General features: G+C 69.1%; 21 protein-coding genes and 2 pseudogenes. 13 read left to right on the forward strand and 10 right to left on the reverse strand.

Annotation, left to right across the window (positions count from 1 at the left end; translation table 11 throughout):
* Nucleotides 1-6 precede the first annotated feature (6 nt).
* Nucleotides 7-258 (reverse strand): annotated as a pseudogene (locus ACYVMZ_RS25335) (LysR family transcriptional regulator); the annotation flags it as partial.
* Between ACYVMZ_RS25335 and ACYVMZ_RS25340 the strand changes: the two are divergent.
* The 3 genes from ACYVMZ_RS25340 (at nucleotide 259) to ACYVMZ_RS25350 (ending at nucleotide 2576) form a co-directional block, all read left to right on the forward strand.
* A complete protein-coding gene (locus ACYVMZ_RS25340; RefSeq protein WP_461083422.1) occupies nucleotides 259-558 on the forward strand; it encodes a DUF6817 domain-containing protein in 300 nt (99 codons plus the stop codon).
* Nucleotides 559-567: 9 nt separating this feature from the next.
* Nucleotides 568-1167, forward strand: a complete 600-nt coding sequence (locus ACYVMZ_RS25345; protein ID WP_461083424.1) for a TetR/AcrR family transcriptional regulator — start codon at nucleotides 568-570, stop codon at nucleotides 1165-1167.
* Between the two features lie 197 nt (nucleotides 1168-1364).
* Nucleotides 1365-2576 (forward strand): MFS transporter, encoded by a 1212-nt coding sequence (locus tag ACYVMZ_RS25350; RefSeq protein WP_461083426.1) that lies wholly within the window; start codon nucleotides 1365-1367, stop codon nucleotides 2574-2576.
* Here the strand turns inward: ACYVMZ_RS25350 and ACYVMZ_RS25355 are convergent.
* The 3 genes from ACYVMZ_RS25355 to ACYVMZ_RS25365 all read right to left on the reverse strand — a co-directional run bounded on the left by ACYVMZ_RS25355 (nucleotide 2485) and on the right by ACYVMZ_RS25365 (nucleotide 4287).
* The gene (locus tag ACYVMZ_RS25355) at nucleotides 2485-3132 is read right to left on the reverse strand and encodes a class I SAM-dependent methyltransferase (RefSeq protein WP_461083428.1); all 648 of its coding nucleotides are present in this window, start codon (nucleotides 3130-3132) and stop codon (nucleotides 2485-2487) included. The genes ACYVMZ_RS25350 and ACYVMZ_RS25355 overlap by 92 nt on opposite strands.
* 83 nt (nucleotides 3133-3215) lie before the next feature.
* On the reverse strand, nucleotides 3216-3530 hold the full coding sequence (locus ACYVMZ_RS25360) for an AzlD domain-containing protein (protein WP_461083430.1): 315 nt from the start codon (nucleotides 3528-3530) through the stop codon (nucleotides 3216-3218).
* Between the two features lie 64 nt (nucleotides 3531-3594).
* On the reverse strand, nucleotides 3595-4287 hold the full coding sequence (locus tag ACYVMZ_RS25365; protein WP_461083433.1) for an AzlC family ABC transporter permease: 693 nt from the start codon (nucleotides 4285-4287) through the stop codon (nucleotides 3595-3597).
* A gap of 68 nt (nucleotides 4288-4355) precedes the next feature.
* Between ACYVMZ_RS25365 and ACYVMZ_RS25370 the strand changes: the two genes are divergently transcribed.
* Nucleotides 4356-4922: a helix-turn-helix domain-containing protein gene (locus ACYVMZ_RS25370; RefSeq protein WP_461083434.1), complete on the forward strand. Its 567-nt coding sequence runs from the start codon at nucleotides 4356-4358 to the stop codon at nucleotides 4920-4922.
* Between the two features lie 130 nt (nucleotides 4923-5052).
* Here the strand turns inward: ACYVMZ_RS25370 and ACYVMZ_RS25375 are convergent, their stop codons facing one another.
* Entirely contained in the window at nucleotides 5053-5256 is a 204-nt protein-coding gene (locus ACYVMZ_RS25375) for a cold-shock protein (protein ID WP_004984723.1), read from the reverse strand.
* 290 nt (nucleotides 5257-5546) lie between these two features.
* Between ACYVMZ_RS25375 and ACYVMZ_RS25380 the strand changes: the two genes are divergently transcribed.
* Together ACYVMZ_RS25380 and ACYVMZ_RS25385 are read left to right on the forward strand one after the other, a co-directional pair.
* On the forward strand, nucleotides 5547-6395 hold the full coding sequence (locus tag ACYVMZ_RS25380) for a menaquinone biosynthetic enzyme MqnA/MqnD family protein (protein WP_461083437.1): 849 nt from the start codon (nucleotides 5547-5549) through the stop codon (nucleotides 6393-6395).
* Between the two features lie 202 nt (nucleotides 6396-6597).
* Entirely contained in the window at nucleotides 6598-8544 is a 1947-nt protein-coding gene (locus ACYVMZ_RS25385; RefSeq protein ID WP_461083439.1) for a protein kinase domain-containing protein, read from the forward strand.
* On the opposite strand, the gene ACYVMZ_RS25390 is transcribed toward ACYVMZ_RS25385, so the two are convergent.
* Both ACYVMZ_RS25390 and ACYVMZ_RS25395 read right to left on the reverse strand, forming a co-directional pair.
* A complete protein-coding gene (locus ACYVMZ_RS25390; protein ID WP_461083441.1) occupies nucleotides 8537-9133 on the reverse strand; it encodes a hypothetical protein in 597 nt (198 codons plus the stop codon). The two genes, ACYVMZ_RS25385 and ACYVMZ_RS25390, sit on opposite strands and share 8 nt — an antisense overlap.
* A 10-nt stretch (nucleotides 9134-9143) precedes the next feature.
* Nucleotides 9144-13805 carry an FtsK/SpoIIIE domain-containing protein gene (locus tag ACYVMZ_RS25395; protein ID WP_461083443.1) on the reverse strand — a complete coding sequence of 1554 codons (4662 nt, stop codon included), beginning with the start codon at nucleotides 13803-13805 and terminating at the stop codon, nucleotides 9144-9146.
* A 297-nt stretch (nucleotides 13806-14102) separates the two neighbouring features.
* On the opposite strand from ACYVMZ_RS25395, the gene ACYVMZ_RS25400 reads away from it, so the two are divergent.
* From ACYVMZ_RS25400 to ACYVMZ_RS25430, 7 genes and pseudogenes are all read left to right on the forward strand, one after another.
* Entirely contained in the window at nucleotides 14103-14405 is a 303-nt protein-coding gene (locus ACYVMZ_RS25400) for a WXG100 family type VII secretion target (protein WP_461083445.1), read from the forward strand.
* Between the two features lie 874 nt (nucleotides 14406-15279).
* A pseudogene (locus ACYVMZ_RS25405) lies at nucleotides 15280-15506 on the forward strand (hypothetical protein); the annotation flags it as partial.
* A gap of 163 nt (nucleotides 15507-15669) precedes the next feature.
* Nucleotides 15670-15996, forward strand: coding sequence for a hypothetical protein (locus ACYVMZ_RS25410; RefSeq protein ID WP_461083447.1), 327 nt, complete (start codon nucleotides 15670-15672; stop codon nucleotides 15994-15996).
* A gap of 26 nt (nucleotides 15997-16022) precedes the next feature.
* On the forward strand, nucleotides 16023-17513 hold the full coding sequence (locus tag ACYVMZ_RS25415; RefSeq protein ID WP_461083449.1) for a putative T7SS-secreted protein: 1491 nt from the start codon (nucleotides 16023-16025) through the stop codon (nucleotides 17511-17513).
* A 181-nt stretch (nucleotides 17514-17694) separates the two neighbouring features.
* Entirely contained in the window at nucleotides 17695-18858 is a 1164-nt protein-coding gene (locus tag ACYVMZ_RS25420) for a hypothetical protein (protein WP_461083451.1), read from the forward strand.
* A gap of 77 nt (nucleotides 18859-18935) precedes the next feature.
* On the forward strand, nucleotides 18936-19505 hold the full coding sequence (locus ACYVMZ_RS25425; RefSeq protein WP_461083453.1) for a hypothetical protein: 570 nt from the start codon (nucleotides 18936-18938) through the stop codon (nucleotides 19503-19505).
* Nucleotides 19498-20091 carry a hypothetical protein gene (locus tag ACYVMZ_RS25430; RefSeq protein ID WP_461083455.1) on the forward strand — a complete coding sequence of 198 codons (594 nt, stop codon included), beginning with the start codon at nucleotides 19498-19500 and terminating at the stop codon, nucleotides 20089-20091. Before ACYVMZ_RS25425 ends, ACYVMZ_RS25430 begins: the two co-directional genes overlap by 8 nt.
* 1065 nt (nucleotides 20092-21156) lie before the next feature.
* Here ACYVMZ_RS25430 and ACYVMZ_RS25435 read toward each other — a convergent pair.
* The 3 genes from ACYVMZ_RS25435 to ACYVMZ_RS25445 form a co-directional block, all read right to left on the reverse strand.
* Nucleotides 21157-21756, reverse strand: a complete 600-nt coding sequence (locus tag ACYVMZ_RS25435) for a hypothetical protein (RefSeq protein WP_461083457.1) — start codon at nucleotides 21754-21756, stop codon at nucleotides 21157-21159.
* The gene (locus ACYVMZ_RS25440) at nucleotides 21753-22784 is read right to left on the reverse strand and encodes a hypothetical protein (protein WP_461083459.1); all 1032 of its coding nucleotides are present in this window, start codon (nucleotides 22782-22784) and stop codon (nucleotides 21753-21755) included. Before ACYVMZ_RS25440 ends, ACYVMZ_RS25435 begins: the two co-directional genes overlap by 4 nt.
* 278 nt (nucleotides 22785-23062) lie before the next feature.
* Nucleotides 23063-23746 carry a hypothetical protein gene (locus ACYVMZ_RS25445; RefSeq protein WP_461083461.1) on the reverse strand — a complete coding sequence of 228 codons (684 nt, stop codon included), beginning with the start codon at nucleotides 23744-23746 and terminating at the stop codon, nucleotides 23063-23065.

Raw genomic sequence — 23746 nt, forward strand, 5'->3', positions numbered from 1 at the left:
ACCTCCTCAACCACCCGGCGCGGCGGGCGCGTTGCGGCGGCAGCTGTCCGCCACGGTGTCCGCGAACGCGCGGGTCGGCGGGGTCAGCGCGTCCCAGCGGCGCACGGCCCAGCCGACGGACAGGGGAGGCAGGGCCCGCAGGGAGACCAGTCGCGGGGGGCCGTCGTCACGCGGGACCGCGTGACCCGGCAACGCGGGCACGACAGCCCTGCCCAGCCCCAGTTCGGCCGGCAGCAGCGCGGTGTCCCAGTCGGGGACGTGGAGTTGGGCGACGGCTTCCCCGCCGCCCTGCTGGCCCTCGACCGCCGCGCCGACCTCGCGGCGGTGATCGGCCCCGAGGCCGAGGTGATCGTCCACCGCTACGCGAGCTGCGACCGTACGGCCACTTACCCGCCCCTCGCCGACCCCGACGCCCCCTTCCCCGACCGCTTCACCGGCCGCTCCCACCGGCCCCTGCTGAGCCCGCCTCCCTGGCAGGACTGCCTCACCGTGATCGGCGGCCCGAGGGCCCCGGCCCACGGCCCGCGTATTGGAACCACCGATCCAAAACCGTGCTAGAGTCCTGCCATGGCCCGACCGAGGACGTTCGACGAGGAGCGGGCTCTGGAAGCGGCGATGCGCACGTTCTGGGAGAAGGGCTACGAGGCCACCTCCACGCAGGACCTGTGCGAGGCAACCGGTCTGGGGCGCAGCAGCATCTACAACACCTTCAAGAGCAAGCACGACCTGTTCGAACGGGCCCTAGCCCGCTACCTGGACGCCATGACGGAAGCTCAACTCGCTGTCCTGGACGGCCTGGAGCGGCCGGCCGTCGAGCGGGTCCGGGCGCTGCTCGCCCGCATCGTCGAGAGTGAGGCGGAGTGCCGGGTGACCGCCGGGCGGGCGCTGGGCTGCCTGGGCGTCAACACCGTCGTGGAGCTGGCCGCGCGCGACCCCCGGGCGGCCGCGCTGCTGGAGCGTGACACCGCGCGGCGCCTCGCCGCCTTCCGGGCCGTGATGGAGGCGGGCCGGCGCGACGGCAGCATCACCTCCGCGCGTGACCCCGACGCCCTGGCCCGTTTCCTCAACGCGACGGTCGCCGGCCTGCGCGTCTCCAGCCAGGGCGGTGCCGACCGGGCCGCCCTGGAGGCGATCGCCGAGACGGCCCTGGACGCGCTGACGCCCTGAGCGCATGCCCCTGGTGGGGGGCTTTCGCGCGGGCAAGTTTTGAACTGAACGATACATAACACTCGGCGCCCAACGCTCGGCACCCGACGATCAACGCCCAAACGATCGATACGCAAGCGATCGATACACAAGCGCTCGATACACAAGCGCTCGATACACAAGCGCTCGATACACGAACGACAGCAGAGGAGACGACCGTGCCCCGTGCCGTGTACGTCCTGGCGCTCGGCATATTCGCCATGGTGACCAGCGAGTTCGTGGTCGCTGGCCTGATGCCGCAGATGGCCGACGGCCTGAACGCCACGGTCCCGCAGATCGGGTACCTGATCACCGCGTTCGCGGTGGCCATGGCGGCCGGCGGGCCGTTCCTGACCGTGGCGGTGATGAGACTGCCACCCCGTACCGCGCTGATGGTGCTGTTCGCCGTCTTCCTGGCCGGTAACGTCCTCGCCGCCGTCGCGACCGGCTACGGCGTGATGCTGGCCGCCCGGATCATCACCGGCATCGCCTCCCAGGCCTTCTTCGGTGTCGGCATCTCGCTGTGCGTCCAGCTCGCCCGCCCGGAGATACGGGGCCGGGCGATCGCGGTCGTCATGAACGGCCTGATGCTCGGCACGCTGCTCGGGCTCCCCCTGTCCACGCTGGTCGGCGAGCGGTTCGGCTGGCGGGCGGCGTTCTGGGCCATCTCGGCGCTCACGCTCCTGGCCGCCGCGGTGACCCTGGTGGGCGTCCCCCGTCTGGAGCGCGCCGGAAGCGGCGGCGGCCTGCGCGCACAGGCCGGTGTCTTCCGGAACCCGACGCTGTGGCGGGTGCTGTCCACCAGCACGCTCATCATCGGCGCCACCTTCTCCGCGTTCAGCTACTTCAACCCGATCCTCACCGAGGTCACCGGCTTCTCCACCGCCACCGTGCCCGTGCTCCTGACCGCCTACGGTGTCGCCACGGTCGTCGGCAACACGGTCGTCGGCCGCCTCGCCGACCGCCGCACCGTGCCCGTTCTGGCCGTCGGCCTGCTGCTCAACGCGGTGTTCCTCACGGGGTTCGCGGTCCTCGCCGGCCTGCCCGTACCCGCCGTCGTCTGCATGCTGGGCATCGGCCTGGTCGGCGTCACCATGAACCCGGCCATGGTCACCCGCGTCCAACGCACCGGCAACGCCGGCCCGCTGGTCAACACCGTCCACTCCTCCTTCATCACCCTCGGCGTCATCCTCGGCTCCTCCCTCGGCGCCGTGGCGATCGACGCGTGGGGCCTGCGCGCACCCCTCTGGCTCGGCGCCGCCCTGGCCGTCCTGGGCCTGGCCACCCTGCTGCCCGAGCTCACCCGGTCCGGCGGGCGATCAGGCACGCCTGCGGAGTCGACTCCCCGAACCGGTCGTCCGGTTCGCGCAGCGTCCGGCTCAGGAGGCTGAAACCGGCGTCCTCCAGCAGCCCGGCGATGAGCTCCGGCCGCCGCCGCTCGAAGGCCAGGGAGACCGGGTGGCCGAACGGGCGGTCGTGGCGCCGGGGCTCGTCGCCCGTCTGGAAGGCGACCAGCAGCGGGCCGCCCGGCGCCAGGACCCTGCGGAACTCGGCGAACAGGGCGGGCAGCCGGTCCAGTGGGGTGTGGATGATCGAGAACCAGGACACGGCACCCGCGAGGGCGCCGTCCGGCAGGCCGAGCTCCAGCATCGAGCCCTGCTCGAACCGCAGCCCCGGGTTCTCCCGGCGCGCGATCGCGAGCATCGACTCGGACAGGTCGACGCCGAACACGGCCAGCCCCCGGGAGGCCAGATACGCCGTCACCCACCCCGGCCCGCACCCCAGATCGGCCACCTGACCGCCGTCCTCGACGAGCTCGGCGAACCCGGACAGCAGCGCCCGGTCCAGCGGCATCGCCGCGAGCGCGCCCCGGAACAGGTCGGCGTAGTCCTCGGCGATGGCGTCGTAGAAGGTGCGGGTGCTGGTCACGAAGTCGGCGTCGGTCATGGCCGGGACCCTAGCCCGGCCCACTGACAGCCCGGCGCGTTTCAGCCGACCTCTGTTCGGGCCCATTGACAGCCCGGCGCGTTTCAGCCGACCCCCACCGCGCGCAACACCGCCGTCGTCCCCGCCGCGCCCAGGACGACCACCGCGAACGGCGCCCGGCGCCAGGCCAGTACGCCGCCCGCCAGGACCCCGGCCGGGCGGGCCCACCCCGCGAAGGAGCCGCCCTCGGTGAGGGCGCCCGTCGCCAGCAGGGCCACCAGCAGCACGACCGCCCCGGCGGACAGCAGCTCCTGGGCACGGGCCGGGAGGGTGACCCGGCCGTGCAGGACCGGGCCGACCAGGCGGAAGGCGTACGTGCCGACCGCGAGGGCCAGGATCATGGCGACCGTCTCGTTCATATCGACCGCTCCTCGCGTGACCGGCCCCTCGCGGGCACCGACCGGGCACCAGGCAGGTTCGCCGTCACGCCGACCGCCCCCGCCCGTACAGAGCCAGCCCCGCCAGTGCCAGCAGTACCGGTACTCCCGCCGGGACGGCCGGGGTCACCGCCAGGGCCAGCGCGGCGCCGGGGAGGGCTGCGCGCCGCAGGCCCGCGTCCTGGCGCAGGGCGGGCAGGACCAGGGCGGCCAGGACGGCGGGGAAGGCGGCGTCCAGGCCGTACCGCGCCGTGTCCCCCAGGGCACTGCCGGCCAGCGCGCCCACCAGCACACCCGCGTTCCACACGGCGAACAGTCCGAGCCCGGACACCCAGAACGCCACCCGCCGCCGTCCGGGATCGGCCTGGGCGAGCGTGAAGGCCACCGTCTCGTCGGTGACCAGGTGCGCCCCCACGAAGCGGGCGAGCCGGCCCCGGCCCAGGGTCTCCGCGACGGCCAGGCTGAAGGCCGCCGTGCGTGTGTTGAGCAGCAGGCCCGTGGCCGCCGCGGCGACCGGGCCGCCCCCGGCCAGCAGCACACCCACCGCGCTGAACTGGGCGGACCCCGCGTACACCACGAGCGACATCACCACCGGCACCCACACCGGCAGCCCGCCGGCGACGGCGATCGCCCCGAACGACACTCCGACGATGCCGCCGGCCAGGCAGACGAGGGAGACGTCCCGGAGCAGTTCCGGGTCGGGGAGAAGGAGTGAGGCTGTTCGCCTTACCGAACGCATGTTTTCTAGAATGGACAGTAGCTGCCCTGTTCGTCAACGCGAACAATCGTATCGATGGAGCGAACACCATGGCCGATCCCGTACCGCCCCGCCTCCCCCTCGACTGGATCGCCGCCGCCCTGCGGCGCGAACGCACCCGGGCCGGGCTGTCGCTGTCCGAGCTCGCCAAGCGGGCCGGAATCGCCAAGTCCACGCTGTCCCAGCTGGAGGCGGCGACCGGGAACCCGAGCGTGGAGACGCTGTGGGCGCTGGGCGTGGCGCTGGGCGTGCCCTTCAGCGCGCTGGTCGAGCCGCCCGCCCCCGCCGTCCAGGTGATCCGGGCCGGTGAGGGCCCCGCCGTGGCGTCCGAGCAGGCGAACTACGTCGCCACCCTGCTCTCCGCCAGCCCGCCCGGCGCCCGCCGGGACATCTACCACCTGCGGGCGGAGCCCGGCGCGGCCCGGGAGTCGGAGCCGCACATCCCCGGCACGGTCGAACATCTCGTCGTCAGCACGGGACGGGTGAAGGCGGGACCGAGCGGCCAGGAGGCCGAGCTGGGCCCCGGGGACTACATGACCTATCGAGGGGATGTGCCGCATTCCTACGAAGCACTCGCGCCCGGAACGACGTTCGTGCTGATCATGCAGCACGTGTGACACCGTCCAGGCGACCTGAGAATTCTCCGGGAATTCACCTCCCGGCCAGGGAATTCCCCGGCCGGGCGGGCCGCGAAAGGCAGGAGCCCCGTCGCCGGGTGGCGCGGGGCTCCTTGGGTACTGCGCTCAATCAGACAGGGGTGACGTTCTCCGCCTGCGGACCCTTCGGGCCCTGGGTGACGTCGAAGGACACCTGCTGGTTCTCCTCGAGGGACCGGAAGCCGGTCGCATTGATCGCGGAGTAGTGGACGAAGACGTCGGGGCCGCCGCCCTCTTGGGCGATGAAACCAAAGCCCTTTTCGGCGTTGAACCACTTAACGGTTCCGGTAGCCATAAGCCCTCCTTGGGCTCAAAAGGGTTGCCCTGCTCCAGAACCAGCAAGTGTGAAGATTGAGTTCTGCACAACTGCTTATGTCTGAGAACGACGAGAGCCCGCGGTCACATGCTCCGCAGGCTCTGTACTGCAAGGGAAACCAAACTGCAACTTGCGAACGAGCCTAGCACGCGGGCCGCCGAATGCAATAGAGGTCAAGATCACGTCACCCGAATGTTTGAACCTCCCCCCGTACCGGAGACTGCGGGGCCGGAGACCGGTACGTGCCGCCCGAGGGCTAGCCTCACGATGTGGACAATCCTCGCACCCGGCCGCGCGTCGGCCACATCCAGTTCCTGAACTGTCTGCCTCTGTACTGGGGGCTTGCGAGAACGGGCACGCTCCTCGACTTCGAGCTGACGAAGGACACCCCGGAGAAGCTCAGCGAGAAGCTGGTGCACGGCGAGCTCGACATCGGGCCGATCACCCTGGTCGAGTTCCTCAAGCACGCCGACGAGCTCGTCGCCTTCCCCGACATCGCGGTCGGCTGCGACGGCCCGGTGATGTCGTGCGTGATCGTCTCGCAGGGCCCGCTGGACCGCCTGGACGGCGCCCGGGTCGCCCTCGGCTCGACCTCGCGCACCTCCGTCCGCCTGGCCCAGCTGCTCCTGTCCGAGCGCTACGGCGTCCAGCCCGACTACTACACCTGCCCACCCGACCTCGGCCTGATGATGCGGGAGGCCGAGGCGGCCGTGCTGATCGGGGACGCGGCGCTGCGGGCCAACCTGCACGACGGGCCGCGCTTCGGCCTGGAGGTGCACGACCTCGGCGCGCTGTGGAAGGAGTGGACGGGACTGCCGTTCGTCTTCGCGGTCTGGGCGGCGCGCCGCGACTACGCCGAGCGCGAGCCGTTCATCACCCGCAAGGTGCACGAGGCCTTCCTCGCCTCCCGCAACCTCTCCCTGGAGGAGGTCGCCAAGGTCGCCGAGCAGGCGGCCCGCTGGGAGGCCTTCGACGAGCAGACCCTCGCGCACTACTTCACCACCCTCGACTTCCGCTTCGGCGGCCCGCAGTTGGAGGCGGTGGCGGAGTTCGCCCGCCGCGTGGGGCCGACGACCGGATTCCCGGCGGACGTGAAGGTGGATCTGCTGGAGCCGTAAGGCACGGCGGGCTTCGGCACTACCCTGCTGGAGGGGCAGGCGTACGGGGGGCACGGGCCCTACGGGGGTTTTCGTGGATCACGGGGGTTTACGTGGGATCACGGGAGATCACGGCGATCCCGAGGGCTTACGGGGTTCACGGGGGCTAACGGGATCACGGGGGCTTACGGGATCACGGGGCTTACCGGGGGAGGGTGACGCCATGCGGCCACTGGAAGCCGACGAACCTACGGCCGTGGGGCCCTACCGGCTGCTCGGCCGGCTCGGCTCGGGTGGCATGGGCCGGGTCTATCTGGGCCGCAGCGCCGGGGGCCGCACGGTCGCGGTGAAGATCGTGCACCCGCACTTCGCGCTCGACGAGGAGTTCCGGGCCCGTTTCCGGCGCGAGGTCGAGGCCGCGCGCCGGGTCGGCGGCGCCTGGACGGCGACCGTCCTGGACGCGGACCCGGAGGCCTCGGTGCCGTGGGTCGCCACGGCGTACGCGGCGGGCCCCTCCCTGGCGGCGGCCGTCGCGGACGGCGGCCCGCTGCCCGCCCCCACGGTGAGGGTGCTGGGGGCGGGGCTCGCCGAGGCGCTGGCGGCCGTGCACGAACTGGGCCTGGTGCACCGGGACGTGAAGCCGTCGAACGTGCTGCTCACCCTGGACGGCCCGCTGCTCATCGACTTCGGGATCGCCCGGGCCACCGACGGCACGGCGTCCCTGACGTCCACCGGCGTCTCGATCGGCTCGCCCGGCTACATGTCGCCCGAGCAGATCCTCGGCAAGGGCGTCACGGGCGCGACGGACGTCTTCTCACTGGGCGCGGTCCTGGCGTACGCGGCGACCGGGGAACCGCCGTTCCCCGGGGACTCCTCGGCGGCGCTGCTGTACAAGGTCGTGCACGAGGAACCGGAACTCGGCGCGCTGGACGGGGAGATACGGGAGCTGACCCAGGCGTGCCTGGCCAAGGACCCGGGAGCCCGGCCGGCCCCCGCCGAGGTCGCCCGGCGCCTGGCACCCGAGGGCACGGCCCGGCTGGTCACGGCCGGGTGGCTCCCCGGGGCACTGGTGGAGCAGGTCAGCCGGAGCGCTGTGCAACTGCTGAACCTGGAGGCGGGGCAGGGGGATGCTTCCGGAGGTGCGTCGGGGCCGGTGGGGTTCAGTCGTCCGTCGGTGGGGGAGGCGGGCGGGGCGGTCGGGGTGGTGGGGGATGAGCGGGAGGACGGGGAGGGGACTGGGGTACCGGGGATTGGGGGGTTTGGGGCGTCGGTTCCGGGGACGGGTGTTGGGGGTTTCGGGTCGTCGGTGGCGGCTTCGGATGCTGGAGGGTTCGGGTCGTCGGTGGCGGCGTCGGGTGCCGGAGAGTTCGGGCCGCCGCCGGTGATGCCGGTACCCGCGGTGGGGCCGTCCCTGCCTCAGCCGCGGGACGGACACGATGCGCACGACGGGCACGATGCGCACGACGGGCACGATGCGCACGACGGGCGCGATGTCCACGACCCGCACAACTCCCACCCCCCTCACAACGCCGACAACGCCCACAACGCCCAGGACACCGCACCCTCCGTCGGCCGCCGCCCCGGCAGGGTCTCCGTCAGCGTGGCGGCGACGTCCGCCCCGGAGGGGGATGGTCGGGGGCGGAGGGTGAGCTGCACCGTGGCCCTCGCGGTCGCTGGGGCGATGGCGGCCGTGACGATCGGCTCGGTGTTCGTGTTCGACCTGCTGCCGGGCAGGTCCGACGACGACTCCGGAGGCTCCGCCGCCGGCCCCCCGTCCGCGAGCGCCGGCTCCAGCGCGGCCGACAGCGCCCCGTCCGCCACCGTCCCCGCCCGCTACCTCGGCACCTGGGAGGGCCAGGGCAGCGCCCTCGGCGGCAAGCTGCCCCTGGGCACCTTCCGTATCACCGTCCAACGGGCCGAGGTCGGAGAGGAGTTGGGCCGACTCCGGCAGACGGACCAGCTCGGCGTCGTCTGTGTCGACGTACTGACCCTGAAACAGGTGACGGACAAGCAGCTCGTCGCGACGTCCGTCGGCGCGAAGGAGAACCACGACGGCTGCAACCCCGCGGCCACGACCGTCCGCCTCACGCCCGTCGGCGACGACCTCCAGTACCGGTCGGAGAGCGCGGAGTCGGGGCGGCCGGAGGCGCGGATGTCGAAGGTCAGGTAGCGGCGCGGCCGGCGCGCCCGCGGTCGTACATGACGAGCAGGGCGACCAGGAGCACCGCGCCGGCGACGGTCGCGGCCACGCCCACGGCCCACAGGAACGGGAACTGCTCATGCACCCAGCAGGGACCGCCTTGGCTGTAGCAGTCGGATCCCCAGTCACTGCGGTGCTGGGGCCGGAAGGTCGAGAGGATCACGGCCGAGAGCAGCCAGCAGGCGGCCAGCCCCGGCAGAGCGGCGAGGGCCCAGCCCAGCGAACGAACCCTGCTCTCCTTCGAGCTGATGCGGGTCAGCGGGGCCACGAAGGAAGCGAGGGCCCACGGCGCCAGGACACCGACGGCGGCGGCGAAGCCGTACCCGCCGCCCGGCCAGGAGAGGGCGAGCCCGCCCCACACCTCCTCGGCCCAGACCTGCTCGGCCATGGCCTGGGCCACGATGAGCGCCATCACCGCGAGTAGGATCAGACACCCCGCACCGCAGCTCGAGTCCCGTTCCTTGGGCTCGTCGGCCACCGGCCTGCCCTGCCGGTGCGCGTACCGCAGGGCGGGCCCCGCCGCCTTCCTCCGCTTCGGCTTCGTCGATCCTCCGGTCACCGTCAATGCCTCACCCCGGAACGACGACCGTCCGCAGCTCCCCGTCCCCGAGGTGCAGCATGCCCTTGCCGGGGGCGACCTGGCCGCCGACCATGCTCCGGGACAGGCGTACGCCGATGAGGTCGCCGCTGGAGGACTCCTGCGGGGAGAGCAGGATGCCGCGGCGGGCCTTCTTGGCGTCGACCTGCCAGCCGGAGAAGCCGCTGCAGACGTCCTCCTCGTCACCGGCGATGACGAGGGCGAGGCCGCGTTCGGCGCCGCGCGAGACGAGCTTCTTCAGCTGGCTCTCGGCGTCGCAGTCCTCGAGGATCTCGCCGTCGTCGATGAGCACGGCGATCGGCTCCTCCAGCGACGCCTGGTCGATGAGCTCCTCGAAGTCGTCCTCGTCGATGTCGTCGCCGGTGAAGACCTTCAGGACCCCTTCCGCGCCGTCCAGTTGGCGCAGCGGCGACTGGCGCGGTGCCGCGACGACCAGGCGGGTGCCCTGGGCGAGGAAGGACTGCGCGAAGTTCATCAGGACCGTCGAGCGGCCCGACTTCGCCGGACCCGCGATGACGAACGCCGGTACCCCCTGGGCGAGGTCGGGCCCGAAGCCGACGATCTCGTCGCCGCCGATGCCGGCCAGGCCGAACAGTCGGGAGCGGGAGGCCTCCGGGTCGCGCAGCTCCCACGCCTCCGGGAAGGAGATCCGGCTGGGCAGGCTGTCGACGCGGAACGGGCGGTGCGAGCGCGGTACGGCGGCGTCGCGGGCGGCGGCCGCCTCGCCGATCGCGGCCAGCGCGGCCGCCTGCCCCTGACCGGTGGTGTCCTCGGCGAGCAGCGCGAACTGCGTCTCCGTACCGGACTCGTTGCGGAAGGCGCGGCCCGGCGGGATCTCCTCGGGCACCTTGCGGACCGGGATGCCGAGCGCCGAGAAGTCGCTGCGGTCGGCCAGGCGCAGACCGTACTTGTCCTCGGTGAGGGTGGCGATCCGGCCGACGAGGAGGGTGCGGTCGCCGGTGAGGATCAGGTGGATGCCGACGCTGGCGCCCTCGCGCATCATCGTCTGCAGCTCGTCGGTCAGCGAGCCGTGGTCGATCTCGCCGAGGGTGGGCACCCAGCCCTCCCAGCGGTCCAGCATGACCACGATGTGCGGCAGCCGCTCGTCCTCGGCGACCGCGGCCCGCTGCTCGCCGATGTCGGCGAAGCCCTTGTCCGCCAACAGGTCCTGGCGGCGGGCCATTTCGCCCTTGAGGCGGTTGACCAGCCGGACCACGCGCTCGGTCTGGTTACGGCCGACGACCGCGCCGCAGTGCGGCAGCCGGGTCAGCGCGTTGAGCGCGCCGTTGCCGCAGTCGATGCCGTACAGGTGGACGTCGGCGACCGAGTGCGTACGGGCGATGGAGCCCGCGATGGTGCGCAACACCTGCGAGCGGCCGCTGCGCGGCGCACCGCCGATCATCAGGTGGCCGAAGGAGCCGAAGTCGACCACGACCGGGCGGCGGGACTGCAGTGCGGGCAGGTCCTCGACGCCGTACGGAACCGGCGGCAGCTTGCCCGGAGCCGTGGTGGCGGCCGGGACCTCGATGTCGTCGAGCAGCAGCGTCTCGTCGAGGGCGGGCAGCCACGGGCTGTGCTGGGCCGGGATGCCGAGGGACTGGTTGGCGTCCCGGATGGCGTCGACCAGGACCTTGAGGTCGGTGATCTCGTCGTCCTCACGGGTCTCGGCCTTGGGCTTGGCCAGGGCGGCCCGGCCGAGATCCTCCCAGGTCAGCGGGCCGACCCAGGGGGCGAGGGCGGCGGGGTCCGCGGCGCCCGGGCGGCGGCCACCGACGCGTCCGGACTGGAACGGAACGAGGGAGGCGTGGCCGAGGCGGGCGTACGCACGACCGGGGGTGCTCTTCGAGATCTGCCCGGCCTCGGGCGAGTCGATGACGTCCGTCGACTCGCCGCTGTCCGTCACGCGCAGCGCGATCCGCAGGTTGGTGTTGGCCCGGATCTCCGGCGACACGACACCGCTGGGCCGCTGCGTGGCCAGCAGCAGATGAATACCGAGGGACCGCCCTCGCTGGGCGATGTTCACCAGTCCCGTGACGAAGTCGGGCAGATCCCGCACCATCGACGCGAACTCGTCGATGACGATGAGCAGCCGGGGCAGTGGCCGGTGCGACGGATCCCGGCGCACCAGATCCTGGTAGTCCTCGATGTCCTTGGCGTCGGCGGCGGCCAGGATGTGCTCGCGCCGGTGCAGCTCGGCGCCCAGCGACTCCAGCGCGCGCTCGACGAGATGGGCGTCGAGGTCGGTCACCATGCCGACGGTGTGCGGCAGATGGACACAGTCCTTGAAGGCCGCTCCACCCTTGTAGTCGACGAGCACGAACGTCATGTTCTCGGGCGTGTTCGCCACCGCCAGCGCCGCCACGATGGTCTGCAGCAGCTCCGACTTACCCGAACCGGTCGTACCGGCGATCAGACCGTGCGGACCGTCCTTGCGGATGTCGATGCCGAACGGCCCGTCGTACGACTCACCGATGACGGCGAGCGTCGATTGCCCGCCCATGCGCCAGCGGGCGGCGATCGCGTCGGGCGTCGGCGGCTCGAGCTGGAGGACGTCGAGGAGGCGGCTGGAGCCGGGCAGTGCCGAGTCCTCGGTCTCGCCGCTGATGTCGCGCAGCGGCGACAGGGACCGGGCCAGCCGCAGACACCAGGCGGCGGAGACGAAGTCGGGCCGTACGTCCTTGATGCGCTCGGCACCGGCCTCCTCGACGCGCAGCCGCAGCTTGTCGGGCTCGTTGGGGCGGCTGGGCTCGGTGGCGGTGGAGTGCCAGGCCTGGAAGGAGGGGAAGCCGCCGGCGACCTGCTGTGGCTCGGCCTGCTGGGTCTGCTCGTACTCCTCGGCCTTGGGCTCGGCGACGACGAACGCCTGGCACTCGCCGGGCAGGAACCGCTCCTCGGTGTCGAGGCAGAGCGCGAACATCGACACGGACGGCCCCTCGCGCAGCAGCCGCACCACACCCGGCAGGGACCGCAGCCGCCGCGACCCGTCCCACACGACCACGATGTCCGGATCGCTGAACGAGACCCCCTGCGACCCCTTCTCCTGGGCGGCCTTCTTGCGCGCGTCGAGGATCTGCGTCAGCTCGCCGATCCGGGCCCCGACGGTCTCGGCGTCGGTGCCGATGAGGACGTTGACGTCCTGCCCGCCGGAGGGCCGGGCGTGCGGCAGCCACCGCACCCAGTCCCAGGACTCCTGGGCGGAGTTCTCACTCAGGACGTAGAACTGCACGTCCATCGGACTGTGCAGCGCGGCGGTCTGGGCGACGGCCCACCGCCCGAGAGCACGCGCGGAGTCCCCGGGCCCGGCCATGCCGATGACCCCGAGGTGGCGCAGGGACAGGGCGACGGGCGCGTCCTCGATCTTCCAGGTCACCTCGCGGCGGTGGTCGTCCTGCTCCGGGTCGTCGAGGACGACCTCGGAGGGCAACTGCCCCGTACCGACACGCAGAAGCAGATGATCGCGGTCGGTACGCCGCCGCTCCCACAGCCGGGTACGGGGCCCGGTACCGAGGGAGAGAACGGTGGCGGGATCGGGAATGGCGTGCCGCCGATCATTCCGCTCCGCGACGAGCGCGTCCTGCGCGTCCTTCTCGATCCTCTCCTTCTGCTCCTCGTACTCCTTGACCTGCTTGGCATGGGACTTGCGCCCGTGCTTCTTGTCGTTGAAGTAGTTGGCGAAGAGCAGGACGGGACTCAGAGCCGCCATGATCAGGTAGTACCAGCGCTGAAAGATCATCACTGATACGACGGCACCGACGAGCGGCGTCAGCGCCATCAGCCAGGGCAGCGGCCGGGGTTCGTACTCCCGGGGCGCCGACGGCAGCCGGAACCGGGTCTGCCGCTCCGGGGGACGGAGGCGGGGAGGCCGGTTGTAGTCGAGGCCTATGCCGTCGTCGGACCACTTGAGGGCGGCGTTCGGGGGAGAGTAACGGGTCAGCTCCAGAAGGGTGTTGCCGATGGCGATCTGCGCACCGAGCGGCCACTCGTGCTGGTCGCCGGCCTTCTTGCCGGTGTCTTTCTTGCCGGCGTCCTTCTTGCCCGCACCCTTCTTGCCGGCGTCCTTCTTGCCGGTGTCCTTCTTCTCCCCCTCCTTCTCCTTCTGGACCTCGTCGATGGGCTTGCCGTCGAGGGTGACGTGTTCTTTCTCCGCGTGGAGGGTGACCTGGCACGTCCCGTCGGTGGCGACGGAGAGGGTGAGCGCGCGGGCGTCGACCTCGGGATCGTCGATACGCACGTAACTCGCGGCCCCGCTGCCGATGTCGTACCGCCCCACTCCGAGCCGGTGCACGAACCCGGCGGCCGGCCCGCCGACGACCCGCAGCTCCACCAGCCCGGTCGGCTCACCCGGCAGGCACCCGGACGGATCCTGAAGACTGACGACGGCGCCTTCGCGCAAGGGCGAGCCCACGACGGTGGCGGCGGGGTCGACGGCGTACCCGTCGACGTAGATGAGGGGGGCGTTGTTGGCGGGAAGGCTCCGCTGATGCCCGAACGGAATGACCTGGGCGCCACCGGCACCCACCTGCTTGGCCAGCTCCTGCGCGATGTCCCCCACGGTGGACTCAGGATCGGCATCGAGCACGACGTCGGCGGAGCCACCGCCGTACGGGTCGACGACGGTCAGAGTCAGGCGCACGCTAGTCCTCCCCAGGCCCTGTGGCCGCTGGCCGCTGTGGCCGCTGTGGCCCCTTGTGCAACGCGGCTCTGCTTCGGCAACGCCGGTCACAGTCGAAGCGACGATATCGGCTTGGGTGGCGGCGGGGTATCGGGAGGTCGGTGACCTTCCCGATGGCAACGGCGCGTGCACGAGCTCACGACCGGTTGTTCACAAAGCGAGGATGTGACACCACAGGTCACACCCGTAAGCTGCTGCCTCGTATGTACAGGGAGCCACGGGGGTTGGCCCTGCGGCGAGTTGAGAGGGAGCGGCTTCATGGCCAAGGACCTTGACATCACATATCAGGACATGCGGGAAGCCGCCAAGCATGTCGTGAAGGAGAAGGAAAAGCTCCAGGAGAAGCTCGAGGGCCTCCGCAAGTACATCAACAACCTGGTCCAGTCCGGCTACGTCACGAAGAGCTCCTCCAAGGCGTTCGACGAGAACTTCGACGAGTTCGTGCAGGGCACGAAGACCACGCTGGACGGTCTCGACGGCATGGGCGACTACCTGACCATGGCGGCGGACAAGTTCGAGCAGATCGATGAGGAACTGGCCAAGCAGGCCAGGAACAAGTAAGCGTCTCCGGCTGCGGCGGAGCGGCGTGGCGCCTGTTGGCGGGTGCCACGCCGCGTGGCCGGCTGGCCCTTCGACAGACACGAAGCACAGGGCAGCTCACGACGCCCGGCACTTCCCGAGGCCCTCGGTACTGCGCGAAACAACGCACCGATAACTTTGGTTTGCTTGAGCCGTCCCCCCACCTTGCTAGGAGTCCAGAGTGAACCGCCCCGCCCGGCTCACTACAGCCGTGCTGACCGCCTCCGCGGCTCTGTCGCTGACAGCCTGTGGCGCGGGGGAGGCGACGACTCGTCCTCCGGCAAGATCGCAGGTGACGACACGGGGGCCACGGCATCGGCTTCGCCTTCGGTCTCCGCGTCGGCTGACGGGATCAACCGGCCGGAGATCAAGCTTCCTGACGATATGAAGATGGTCTTCGAGGGTCGGCAAACCGGTGACGCCGGGAAGGACGCGATTCTCGCGGACAACGCCCGGGCCGTCAGCACAGTGTGGCAGGCGATGGCGTACGGCGACCTCAAGAAGTCTGGTATGGGCTTCTACTGCACCGGGACCGCCCTTACAGGCGTCTACGACTACGCCAAGAACAACATCGCCAGGAACATCAGATGGGCAGGAACTCGCTATTACGACCGCCAGGTGACGGTGTTCGACAAGACGTCGGCTGCCGTGACGTACTGCGTGGACCAGAGCCAGGCAGACCTCAAGGGCCGCAAGACGAACAAGCTGCAGGGGACGAAGACCTCGTCCGACAGCTACGTCTACTACACGCAGGCGGGAAGAAGAACAAGGCGGATGTCTGGCAGATTTGGGTCCTTACCGTGGACCGGGGGGCGCAGAAGTGCCAGCCCTGACGCGCCGGGTGGCGGGGGCGGCCGACGACGGTTCGATCGGAGAGCCGTACGCCGTGAAGGCCGACGAGACGCCGCCATGTGGTGCGATGTACCTGAGGTCGTCGGGCGAGGGTTCCTACCCCCTCAAGGCGACTCTGACCTGGGAGATCACCTGGGAGGCGCGGGTGGCACGGGCGGCGACCTACCCAATGGCACCTTTGCCACTACCACTGATGTGCCGGTGCACGAGATCCCATCCGTTAACCGGTAGTGGTAGGTGTGAACCGAATGAGAGCGACCTTCATCTCATCAAGGAATGCTCCGAAGCGCGGTTCCGCATCCACAAGGAGTTCGACCAGCACGGCAACCTCGCTGATAGGCGGCCCCGGCGGCCCGCTCCCTCTGGCTTCCTAAGACGTGTCTCAACGGGGGTAATGATGTCGGATCAGACTGCCGATATCGAACGTATCAAGGAAAGCGCAAAGTCTCTCTCCAAGATCCACCGAGAGTTCGACAAGAATGCCAACCCTGCCGAAGGGCTGGGGGTGGCCACGCTCGGCGACCAAGGCCTGGTCAATGTCTTCGACGACTTCGGTGATAACTGGAAGATCCATCGGGAGCGCCTGACGGAGGAGCTGGAGAAGCTCTCGACACTTCTTTCCACCGTGGCGAAGTCCTATGAGGACATCGATCACGCACTTGCCGAGGCCCTGCGCGGTACGGACAAGAAGAAGCCGAAGACCGGGGGAGGCGGCAAGTGACGCGTCCGCGTGCCGAAGATTGGGCGGTGATCGGCGAGTCGTCCGACCCGATTCCGGGAGACCCGGAGGAAGTCGCAAGGCTCGGCCGCGAGTTGCGGAAGACCGCCGAGGCCATCAGGAAGCAGGCGGACGAGATCAAGGCGCTCGCGTCCGTCAAAGAGTGGAAGAGCAAGACGGCCGAGGAGTTCCGCAAGGAGGCCGAAGAAGCCGAAGGCAAGCTGCGAAAGGCCTTCAAACGTTACGACGTCGCTGCTGACGCCCTTGGCGAGAAGGTGATCGACGGCGTCTGTTCCAGCGAGTACGCCTCGGAGCTCCACCGAGCACAGTCGATGGCTGACAAGGCACTCCGCGCTGCCCGGGACGCGCACGACGAGCACCAGGCGAGCAGTAGCGCGATCGACAAGCTCCCCAAGGACACGGCCGACGACGACCCGGACCGAAAGAAGCTGGAGAAGCGCCAGGAGGCAGCGACTTCGGCACTGGAGCGGGCGAAGAAGGACCTCGAGGCGGCGAAGGACGTTCGGGATGCTGCCGCCAAGAGGGCCCGTGATGCCATTCGGCACGCGATTGACCACGACGGGCTGAAGGACGGCCGGTGGGACAGGTTCAAGGACTGGGTCCATGACAATGCTGGGTGGATAAAAGAGACGCTTGAGGTATTCGGGTGGATTTCCACCATCTGTGGCACCTTGGCCTTGGCTGTGGGGTGGATTCCCGTCATCGGACAGGCGTTGGCAGGGCTGCTCGGATCCATCGCCCTGACGTTCACGCTCTTTTCTCTGATCGGGCACACTTTGCTGGCTCTCGCCGGCGAGGGAAGCTGGTTCGATGTCGCCACGGATGTTGTCGGACTGGTCACCATGGGCATTGGCCGGGGTGCCATGGCTGGTGCGAAGGGTGCGATGGAAGCGGCTAAGTCGACGGCGCGGACCGCAGCATTCAAGCAGTTCATGGCGCGTGTCACGGCAAAGCCGGGGAGTGCCGCTTACAAGAGAGCTCAGACTGAGGCATGGAAGAAGGCGAATCAGCTGAGCGGCGGAGCCCTTCGCGGCAAAGCCGGTGCTGAAGCAGTGGCGACCGCTCCGAAGGGCTGGAATCCGGGTGCGGGACGTCTTGCGGAGGCATTTAGTCCCAAGGTCATCGGGAAGGAATGGGTGGATGGGTTCAAGGGAGTCAAGGATCTTGGGCCGAGTAACGTGAGACAATTGGGCAGTCGTAACACCTGGGACGGAACGGAATTCAACATTGGTGACAGCGGTCTCGACACCCTCAGCCGCAAGATCGACGAAATTGCTCCGCAAGTCCGCAACGTCGATGAGGTGAAGGCTGCCATGGACACGTTCAAGACCCAGACCCACATCTGGCAGGGGACGACTGCCGTGGCTACGTTCGTCGACGCCGCCGACAAGGGACCGTTGACGGCACAGGTTGGAGATCTCCTCGGCACTGATGCCCTGGACGACGGGTTGTGGTCCGCCACTGGAATCAAGGACGCTTGGACAACGAGCAATGGTTAGTCGATCCGCCTCACCGGATGCTCTTCAGGAACCTGCCCTCCGGCCGCGGGGAACACGTTCCTACGCTGTGGACGTCGTGCGTCACGCACGCATCTATGGACGTGGCAGAGAGCTGCTCGTCCGGGACCGTTACCTGCGAGAGCGCTCCTACCCCGTCGGAGAGGCAGGGATCGTACGAGCGGTGTTCGTCCCGCCGCCCGATCCCTCGACCGGAGGGCAGACGGCTTTCTCCGATCGGTGGGGCGTGGTTGACTTCCAGGACGCCGACCGCAAGGTGGTTCTGCGGGTGCCGCTGGCCGAGTGGCTTCCGGAAGCCGGCCACGTAGGACTGATCGACCTGACTCCGAAGGAATGCCTGGACCGGACGGGCCTGCGGACGCTGGTAGCGGAGTTGGGGATCCCCCTGGACGAGAGCCCACGCTCGCGCGGATCCTCGCCGTTGGAGACGGGCTCAGGTGCCCGGCCCGACCGGGCGGTGCTGCGAGAACTGCCCATCTGGCACAGCTGGATCCGGGGCATCGGCTTCCTCGTATGGTTCATCTTCCTGCTCGTCATTCCGATGACGGGCCATGGCAGCCGTTGGACAGTCCTGATCGCAGCCGCCGGGTTGTTCATCGTCCCGGGAACGGATCTCATCGTGCGCTGTCTCCTGTGGGCCCGGCGGCGGCGAAGTGAGGTATCACTCGAATCCGCCGAGGTCGTCACACCGTCTCCCGAAGTCAGCAGGGGTGCGACACGCCGGTTCTGTGACACGGCAGCCGTCCGGATCCTCTCCGGCGACGTGGTACTGACCAACACGTTGGGAGAGGAACGGTGGATCCCCCGCAGCGGCGCTCACGGGGTGGCACGGTTGGTTCGTCTGGTCGACCCTTCGTCTGGGACCGTGTGCGGCGTGGAGTTCCGAGACGGGAGGAACACTGCACGGGGCCTTCTTCCCTGGCAGTGGTGGTTTGCGGGACCGGCTGGACCCGAAGGTTGGAACCGGCTGGTCACCGCGCTGTGCGTCCCCGTCTCGGACGAGAAGGCGCGAGTTGGGCAGACCTCGGATCCATGCTGGCGGGATCACACCATGGCAGGCGACGCAAGAACGATGTCACCTATGACCGCCAAGGAAGCACGCCGGGCGACGAGCTGGCGCTCGTCGGTCATCGGTGGTGGCGAACCAATCGTAGTGCCGCTGTTCAGTCTGCTTCCGTTGCTCGGAATCGCCTCTGACCGGGGAATGGCCCAGGTGGCGGGCGTCCTGGCAGCCCTGACCATCGCCGCCGAGCTTGTCCCAGTCATCGGCCATCATCTCGTCAGCCGCGTCAAGCTCGACCGGCCCCTCGTACCGGAGTCATCGTGACGTCAACCCCGGGCAGCGCCGAGAGCGCCGTGCCTCCTGCCGATTACAGGCTCTTGCTCCCGGACGGTTGGTTCCGTGTGCGGATCGATCCAGAGCGACGTGATCGCTCGATCGATGCGCTGCTGGACCGCCAGTTCGAGGGCGTCGACAACGCACCTCACATCAAGCGGCACTTGCATACGGAGCTCTCGGCGCAGGCCGCCGCAGCCTTCCAAGACGGCGGCATCGAGCTATTCCTGAGCTTCCAGCAAGCGGGTCCTCTCACCATTCCTGCCTCCCTCCTGGTCACGCTGCTGCCACCGCCACCTGGCGCAACTTTGCCGAGCATGGCAGATCTCGCACATGGCCTCGCGGCCGACTCGCATACGGAAGTCATGGTTGTCGACTTGCCTGCAGGTACGGCAGTCCGCGTACGCCGCGCAACCGGGCAACCCGGTCGGCTGGCCCCCGTCGGCGTACCCGGAAACACCGATCAGGCGCTTCCGTCGGTCACACTGGACTACCAGTTGGCGGTACCGGGGACCAAAGCCCACCTGCTCTTGACCTTCTCCACACCGCTTGTTCAGATCGCCGACGCGATGATCGAGCTCTTCGACGCGGTGGCCGGCTCGCTGACTTGGCTGGATGGTGAACGTGCCTATGAGTGAGATTCAGGCGTGCGGCGTCGTCTGTCCCACGGACTGGGTGCCGCTCCCACTCGACCCGTCCGACGATGTCAAAAAGTGGGCGAAGAGCGCTGCCGCGGAGCTGTGCGAGCGCAGCAGCAGGGCTGGCTATGACCTGGACAAGGTGACGTTGCGGAGAAACCTGCAGGCTTGGGCCAAAGACAGCCGCAGCCGCGACCCTCTGTACGCCTTCGCCTTCTACCCGGACGGCTTCGACACCGCCCTCGCACTCTTGGAGATCGATCTGATCCATCCCGACGACATGGTCCCGGAGATCACCCTTGACTGGCTGGCCGACACCTTCAGCGCGCACGACTTCGGCCCGCCGCAGATCTCGCACACCGAGCTGCCGATCGGCCCTGCGGTTCGTATCCGTCAGGACTTCGCTGCTGACAAGCCCTCACCGGGCGGACCAGGAATTCTGATGGAGACACTGACGTTCGGCGTCCTGCCGACCGGCAGCAAGATCGCCATCATGCTCCTCGTGTCCTGGACTGTTCCGGGAATCGGCGAAGAGTTGGAGGAGGCTGCGGACAGCATCGCGCAGACGCTGACCGTGGACTTCTGACTTGGTGCGAAGACGGCGCCCGGTGACGAGGGAGCGAACGGACTGATGGAGAAGCAGGCGGACACCCGGTTTCAGCTACGCGACGGCTTCGGCCTCGCTGGCGGCGTTGCGGTTGTCGCGGCTGCCCTGGCCGTGCTGTTGCTCGTCACGGGCCTGTGGAAGCGGCTCGCGCGTGAAACGGCACCCGCGCTCTTGGACCTGCCAGGAGGTTCCTGGGCGGTCGGTGGTGCCCTCGGCCTGGTCACAGTCTTTGGAGCAGCCAGCGGTCTGTGGTTCCTGTTTGAAGTATCGGACCGGACAAGCCTTCAGCGTGCACTGCGAGCCACAGGGACGGGGATCTGCTGGCTGGCCTCCTTCGGTCCCTTGTTCTATCTCCTGGGCGCTCTCCCCGGGAAGAACTGCCCGTCGTACGAGTCGAGGTGCGCGTACATCCCGGGTACGGGCAGTGCACTGCTGGCATTTGTGATCAGCGTCGCTCTTGTGGGATGGCTCCTGTTCCGACGGAACACTGCGGCAGCCGAGGCCCGAGCAGCGCAGCAGCGAGCTCGCATGCGCAAGCTCCGTAAGAAAGGCAAGGGGAAGACCCGAGTGGCGCGTGGGCGGTAGTCCTGTCTCAGTCAAGATGTCAGTGCGCGGGCACTGCCAGATCACTTCGTCCTCAATGAGCTTCAGATCCTTCTTGCCGAGGGCAGATGGACGATGACGAGCCTGCGATCGGTGACGATCAGTGAGTGGAAGAGTGCTTCTTATACGCACAGCTGGGATCCAGTTGCCACGGCAGGGCGCGGGCGATCGTCCTTGGTACGACCCATATGACCGGAAAGTCCTCGACCTCCTCGGCAGGGTCGTCAGGGGTGTCGAAGCCATCGTCGCCGTACGGACCGCCGCCGCTTACGTTGCCGCCTGCGGAGCTGAGGAAGCCATGACGGCTCCGCCCGCCGCTGTCGCAGCACCCCGCAAATGACTTCAAGGCGGCGCACCGCCCGTCGAATGGGCCGTTAAGGAAGGGCCGTCGGGCCAGTCCGGCAACTCATGCCGGTACGGGCTGCCACACGCCCATGGAGATCACTCCGAGTTCGTGTTGAGCCAGATGCTGCGGGCGAAGCCGTCGAAGATGCCGATGTTCGCCGTCAGCCAGTTGATTTCCGTCGAAACTGTGCGCACGGATGCGTAGACCTGGTGCTCCTCCGACCACCAGCCGTAGTTGAGGGAGACGGCGGGACTGCCTTCCTCGCCGAAGTAGCGAAGGCAGCGCAGCCCTCGCCCCATACGGTCGGAATCGAATTCCACGACGTCGGGCGGGCGGACCGGGTTCTCTTCAGAGGCCTGAACGATCGTAAGGAGACCGCTCTCCCGGTCCTCGCCCTCCGGCTGCACGACAAGAGCATAGAAGGGTTGCGGGATCCGGCGGGGGTCGCCGCCGTAGAGAAAAGCCTGATGTGCCGGGACGTCAGGAATGGGGTGGGCCTCGGCCAGCTGCATAAAGCGGTCAGCGATGACGAGCCGGTTGGGGCGCCGCCACCACTTCTTGTGGCGATGATGGACGATCTCTGCACAGATGACGGACCACTTGGCCATCTCGTCCTGGTCCTCATCCCGATCCGGCCAGTGCAGGGGCATGGGAAACCACTCGGTCGGGTCGGCCTCGGTGTCGAAGGAGATCACACATGGCTCCTGGTGGGGGAGACGACTGGAATCAGGTGATGGGCGAGCGCGTCAGCAATGGCCTGCGCGTGGGGAGAACGGACCTCGATGCCCTCCCCGGAGCGGGGCAGCACATCGACGGAGGGGGCCAGCCAGGCGACGCCGCCGGGGACGAGTACCGCACTGTGTACGTCGGCGAGCGGCAGGTCGAGGGCAGAACCGTCCACCCCGCGAAGGCGCAGTTTCCCGGACTCGACGGTGAGCGCGCCGACGCGGGAAGGGGCGGCATCCCAGTCGGCGGCAGGGGCGCCGACTTGACCGTCCGGCTCGCGCAGGCCGTAGTGCACAGGGTTGATACCGACTCCTGGGGCGATGGCGGAGGCGAGTGTGCGGCCGGCGGAGGAGAGTTCGGCCCGCTCGCGCAGGCGTCGGCGTACGACGACGGGCAGCCCTACCACCAGGACCGCCAGAGACAGCAGGCCCGCGAGGCCGAGACCGAGGGGCTCCTTCGGGCGTACGACTACGAAGGCGAGGGTGACGATGACGGCGGGAGCCACGAGGGGGCTGCACAGCAGCGCCAGGTGGAACCCGGACGGAGAGGTGACAGGCACGGCTCCGGTCGACGCCTCCTGGGCGGTGAACCGCACCCGGTACTGCTCCCGCCGACGCGCCCGGCATCGGATCGCATGTTCCCGCGTGGCCCAGCCGTACCGCCCCGCGTACTTCCTGACCGTGCTCCAGGCGAAGAGGCCCGCGACGACGAGGCAGGGGAGTAGCGCCAGGGCGCCCCGGTCGGGCTGGTCGGTGAGGATGGCGACGGTGAGAATGAGGGCCAGGGCCAGCACAGCGGATGCGTAGACGAAGCGGCCGTGCGAATGTCGCTGTGTGCCGTAGCGCGTGGGACATTCCGCCTCGTGGCCGCGGTCGAAGGCCGCCCACTGCCGCATCAGCGCGAAGCGCTGGGCCGACCGCCTGCGCAATGCCCACAGGCCAAGCAGCGCCGGAAACGCCAGGACGGTGAGCAGCAGAGGGGCCAGTATGGTCGTCACCGCGTCGGTGCCTTGGCCCGACTCCGGGGCGACGGCATCCACCCCCATGACAGGCCCGATCCCGGCGACGAACGTCACCACGCCTACGCAGAAGAGGAAGACGAGAGGACGCGTGCGTGAGAGACCCTCGCGGGTCAAGGTGCCGAGCGCGTCCGTCTGGTCTCGTAGCAGGGACGTACGATCCGGCCAGCTTGCCGTTGAGCCGGGCGGCTGCGTCCCAGGGCTGGCCCGGAATGCGGAGATGCGCACCTTCATGGGATTCGTGGGGCTCTGAAGGATCAGCTCACGGCGACAGCGTCGGCCGAGTCATTGGGCGGTGTTCCGAAGGCCACCGTCTGCAGGATGACCGCGGTCATGTCGCAGATCTCTCCCCAGTACTCCATGGCGGCCGTGTCCAGTGTGAAGACCGCGACGAAGGGGGCGTCCGGGAAGGGGACGAACACCTGGATCTGACCGGTGAGGAGTTTCGCCTCTTCGCCTTTGGCGGTGAGCTCCGCACCTATGGTCACTTCGCGAACCGTGATGTTCGAGACGGCCGGACCACAGGGCAGGGTGATGCGGCGGCTGTCGTTGCCCGGATCACGGCCGAGTGCCTGCTCGATCGCGCCAACGGCCTCGTCGGGCGTCGCGTACGGGGACTCGATGGCGCCCACGGTGAAGGAGAAGTGCACGACGCCGCCGTTGTCGTCGCTGAACACACCCATCGCCGAATAGGCCAGGCCGAAGTCCGCGAAGACCTCGGTGAGTCCGGCGTAGAAGGGGGCCGCCGACTCCCAGAGGTGGGCGTCACCTTCGGGGAACAGCTCGCGGGCGAACTCGGTGGCGGCGGATATCCGAGCGTCCGGGGCCGCGTCGACGGGCAGGGCGTGGAAGCCTTCCGGTGCGACGAACCACATGGGAGGAATGGCCGGACCGTCGATTACGGTCGGGATCCCGGACGACTTCATGCTGGTGGTGCTCAC

The organism is Streptomyces deserti (genome assembly GCF_054782695.1).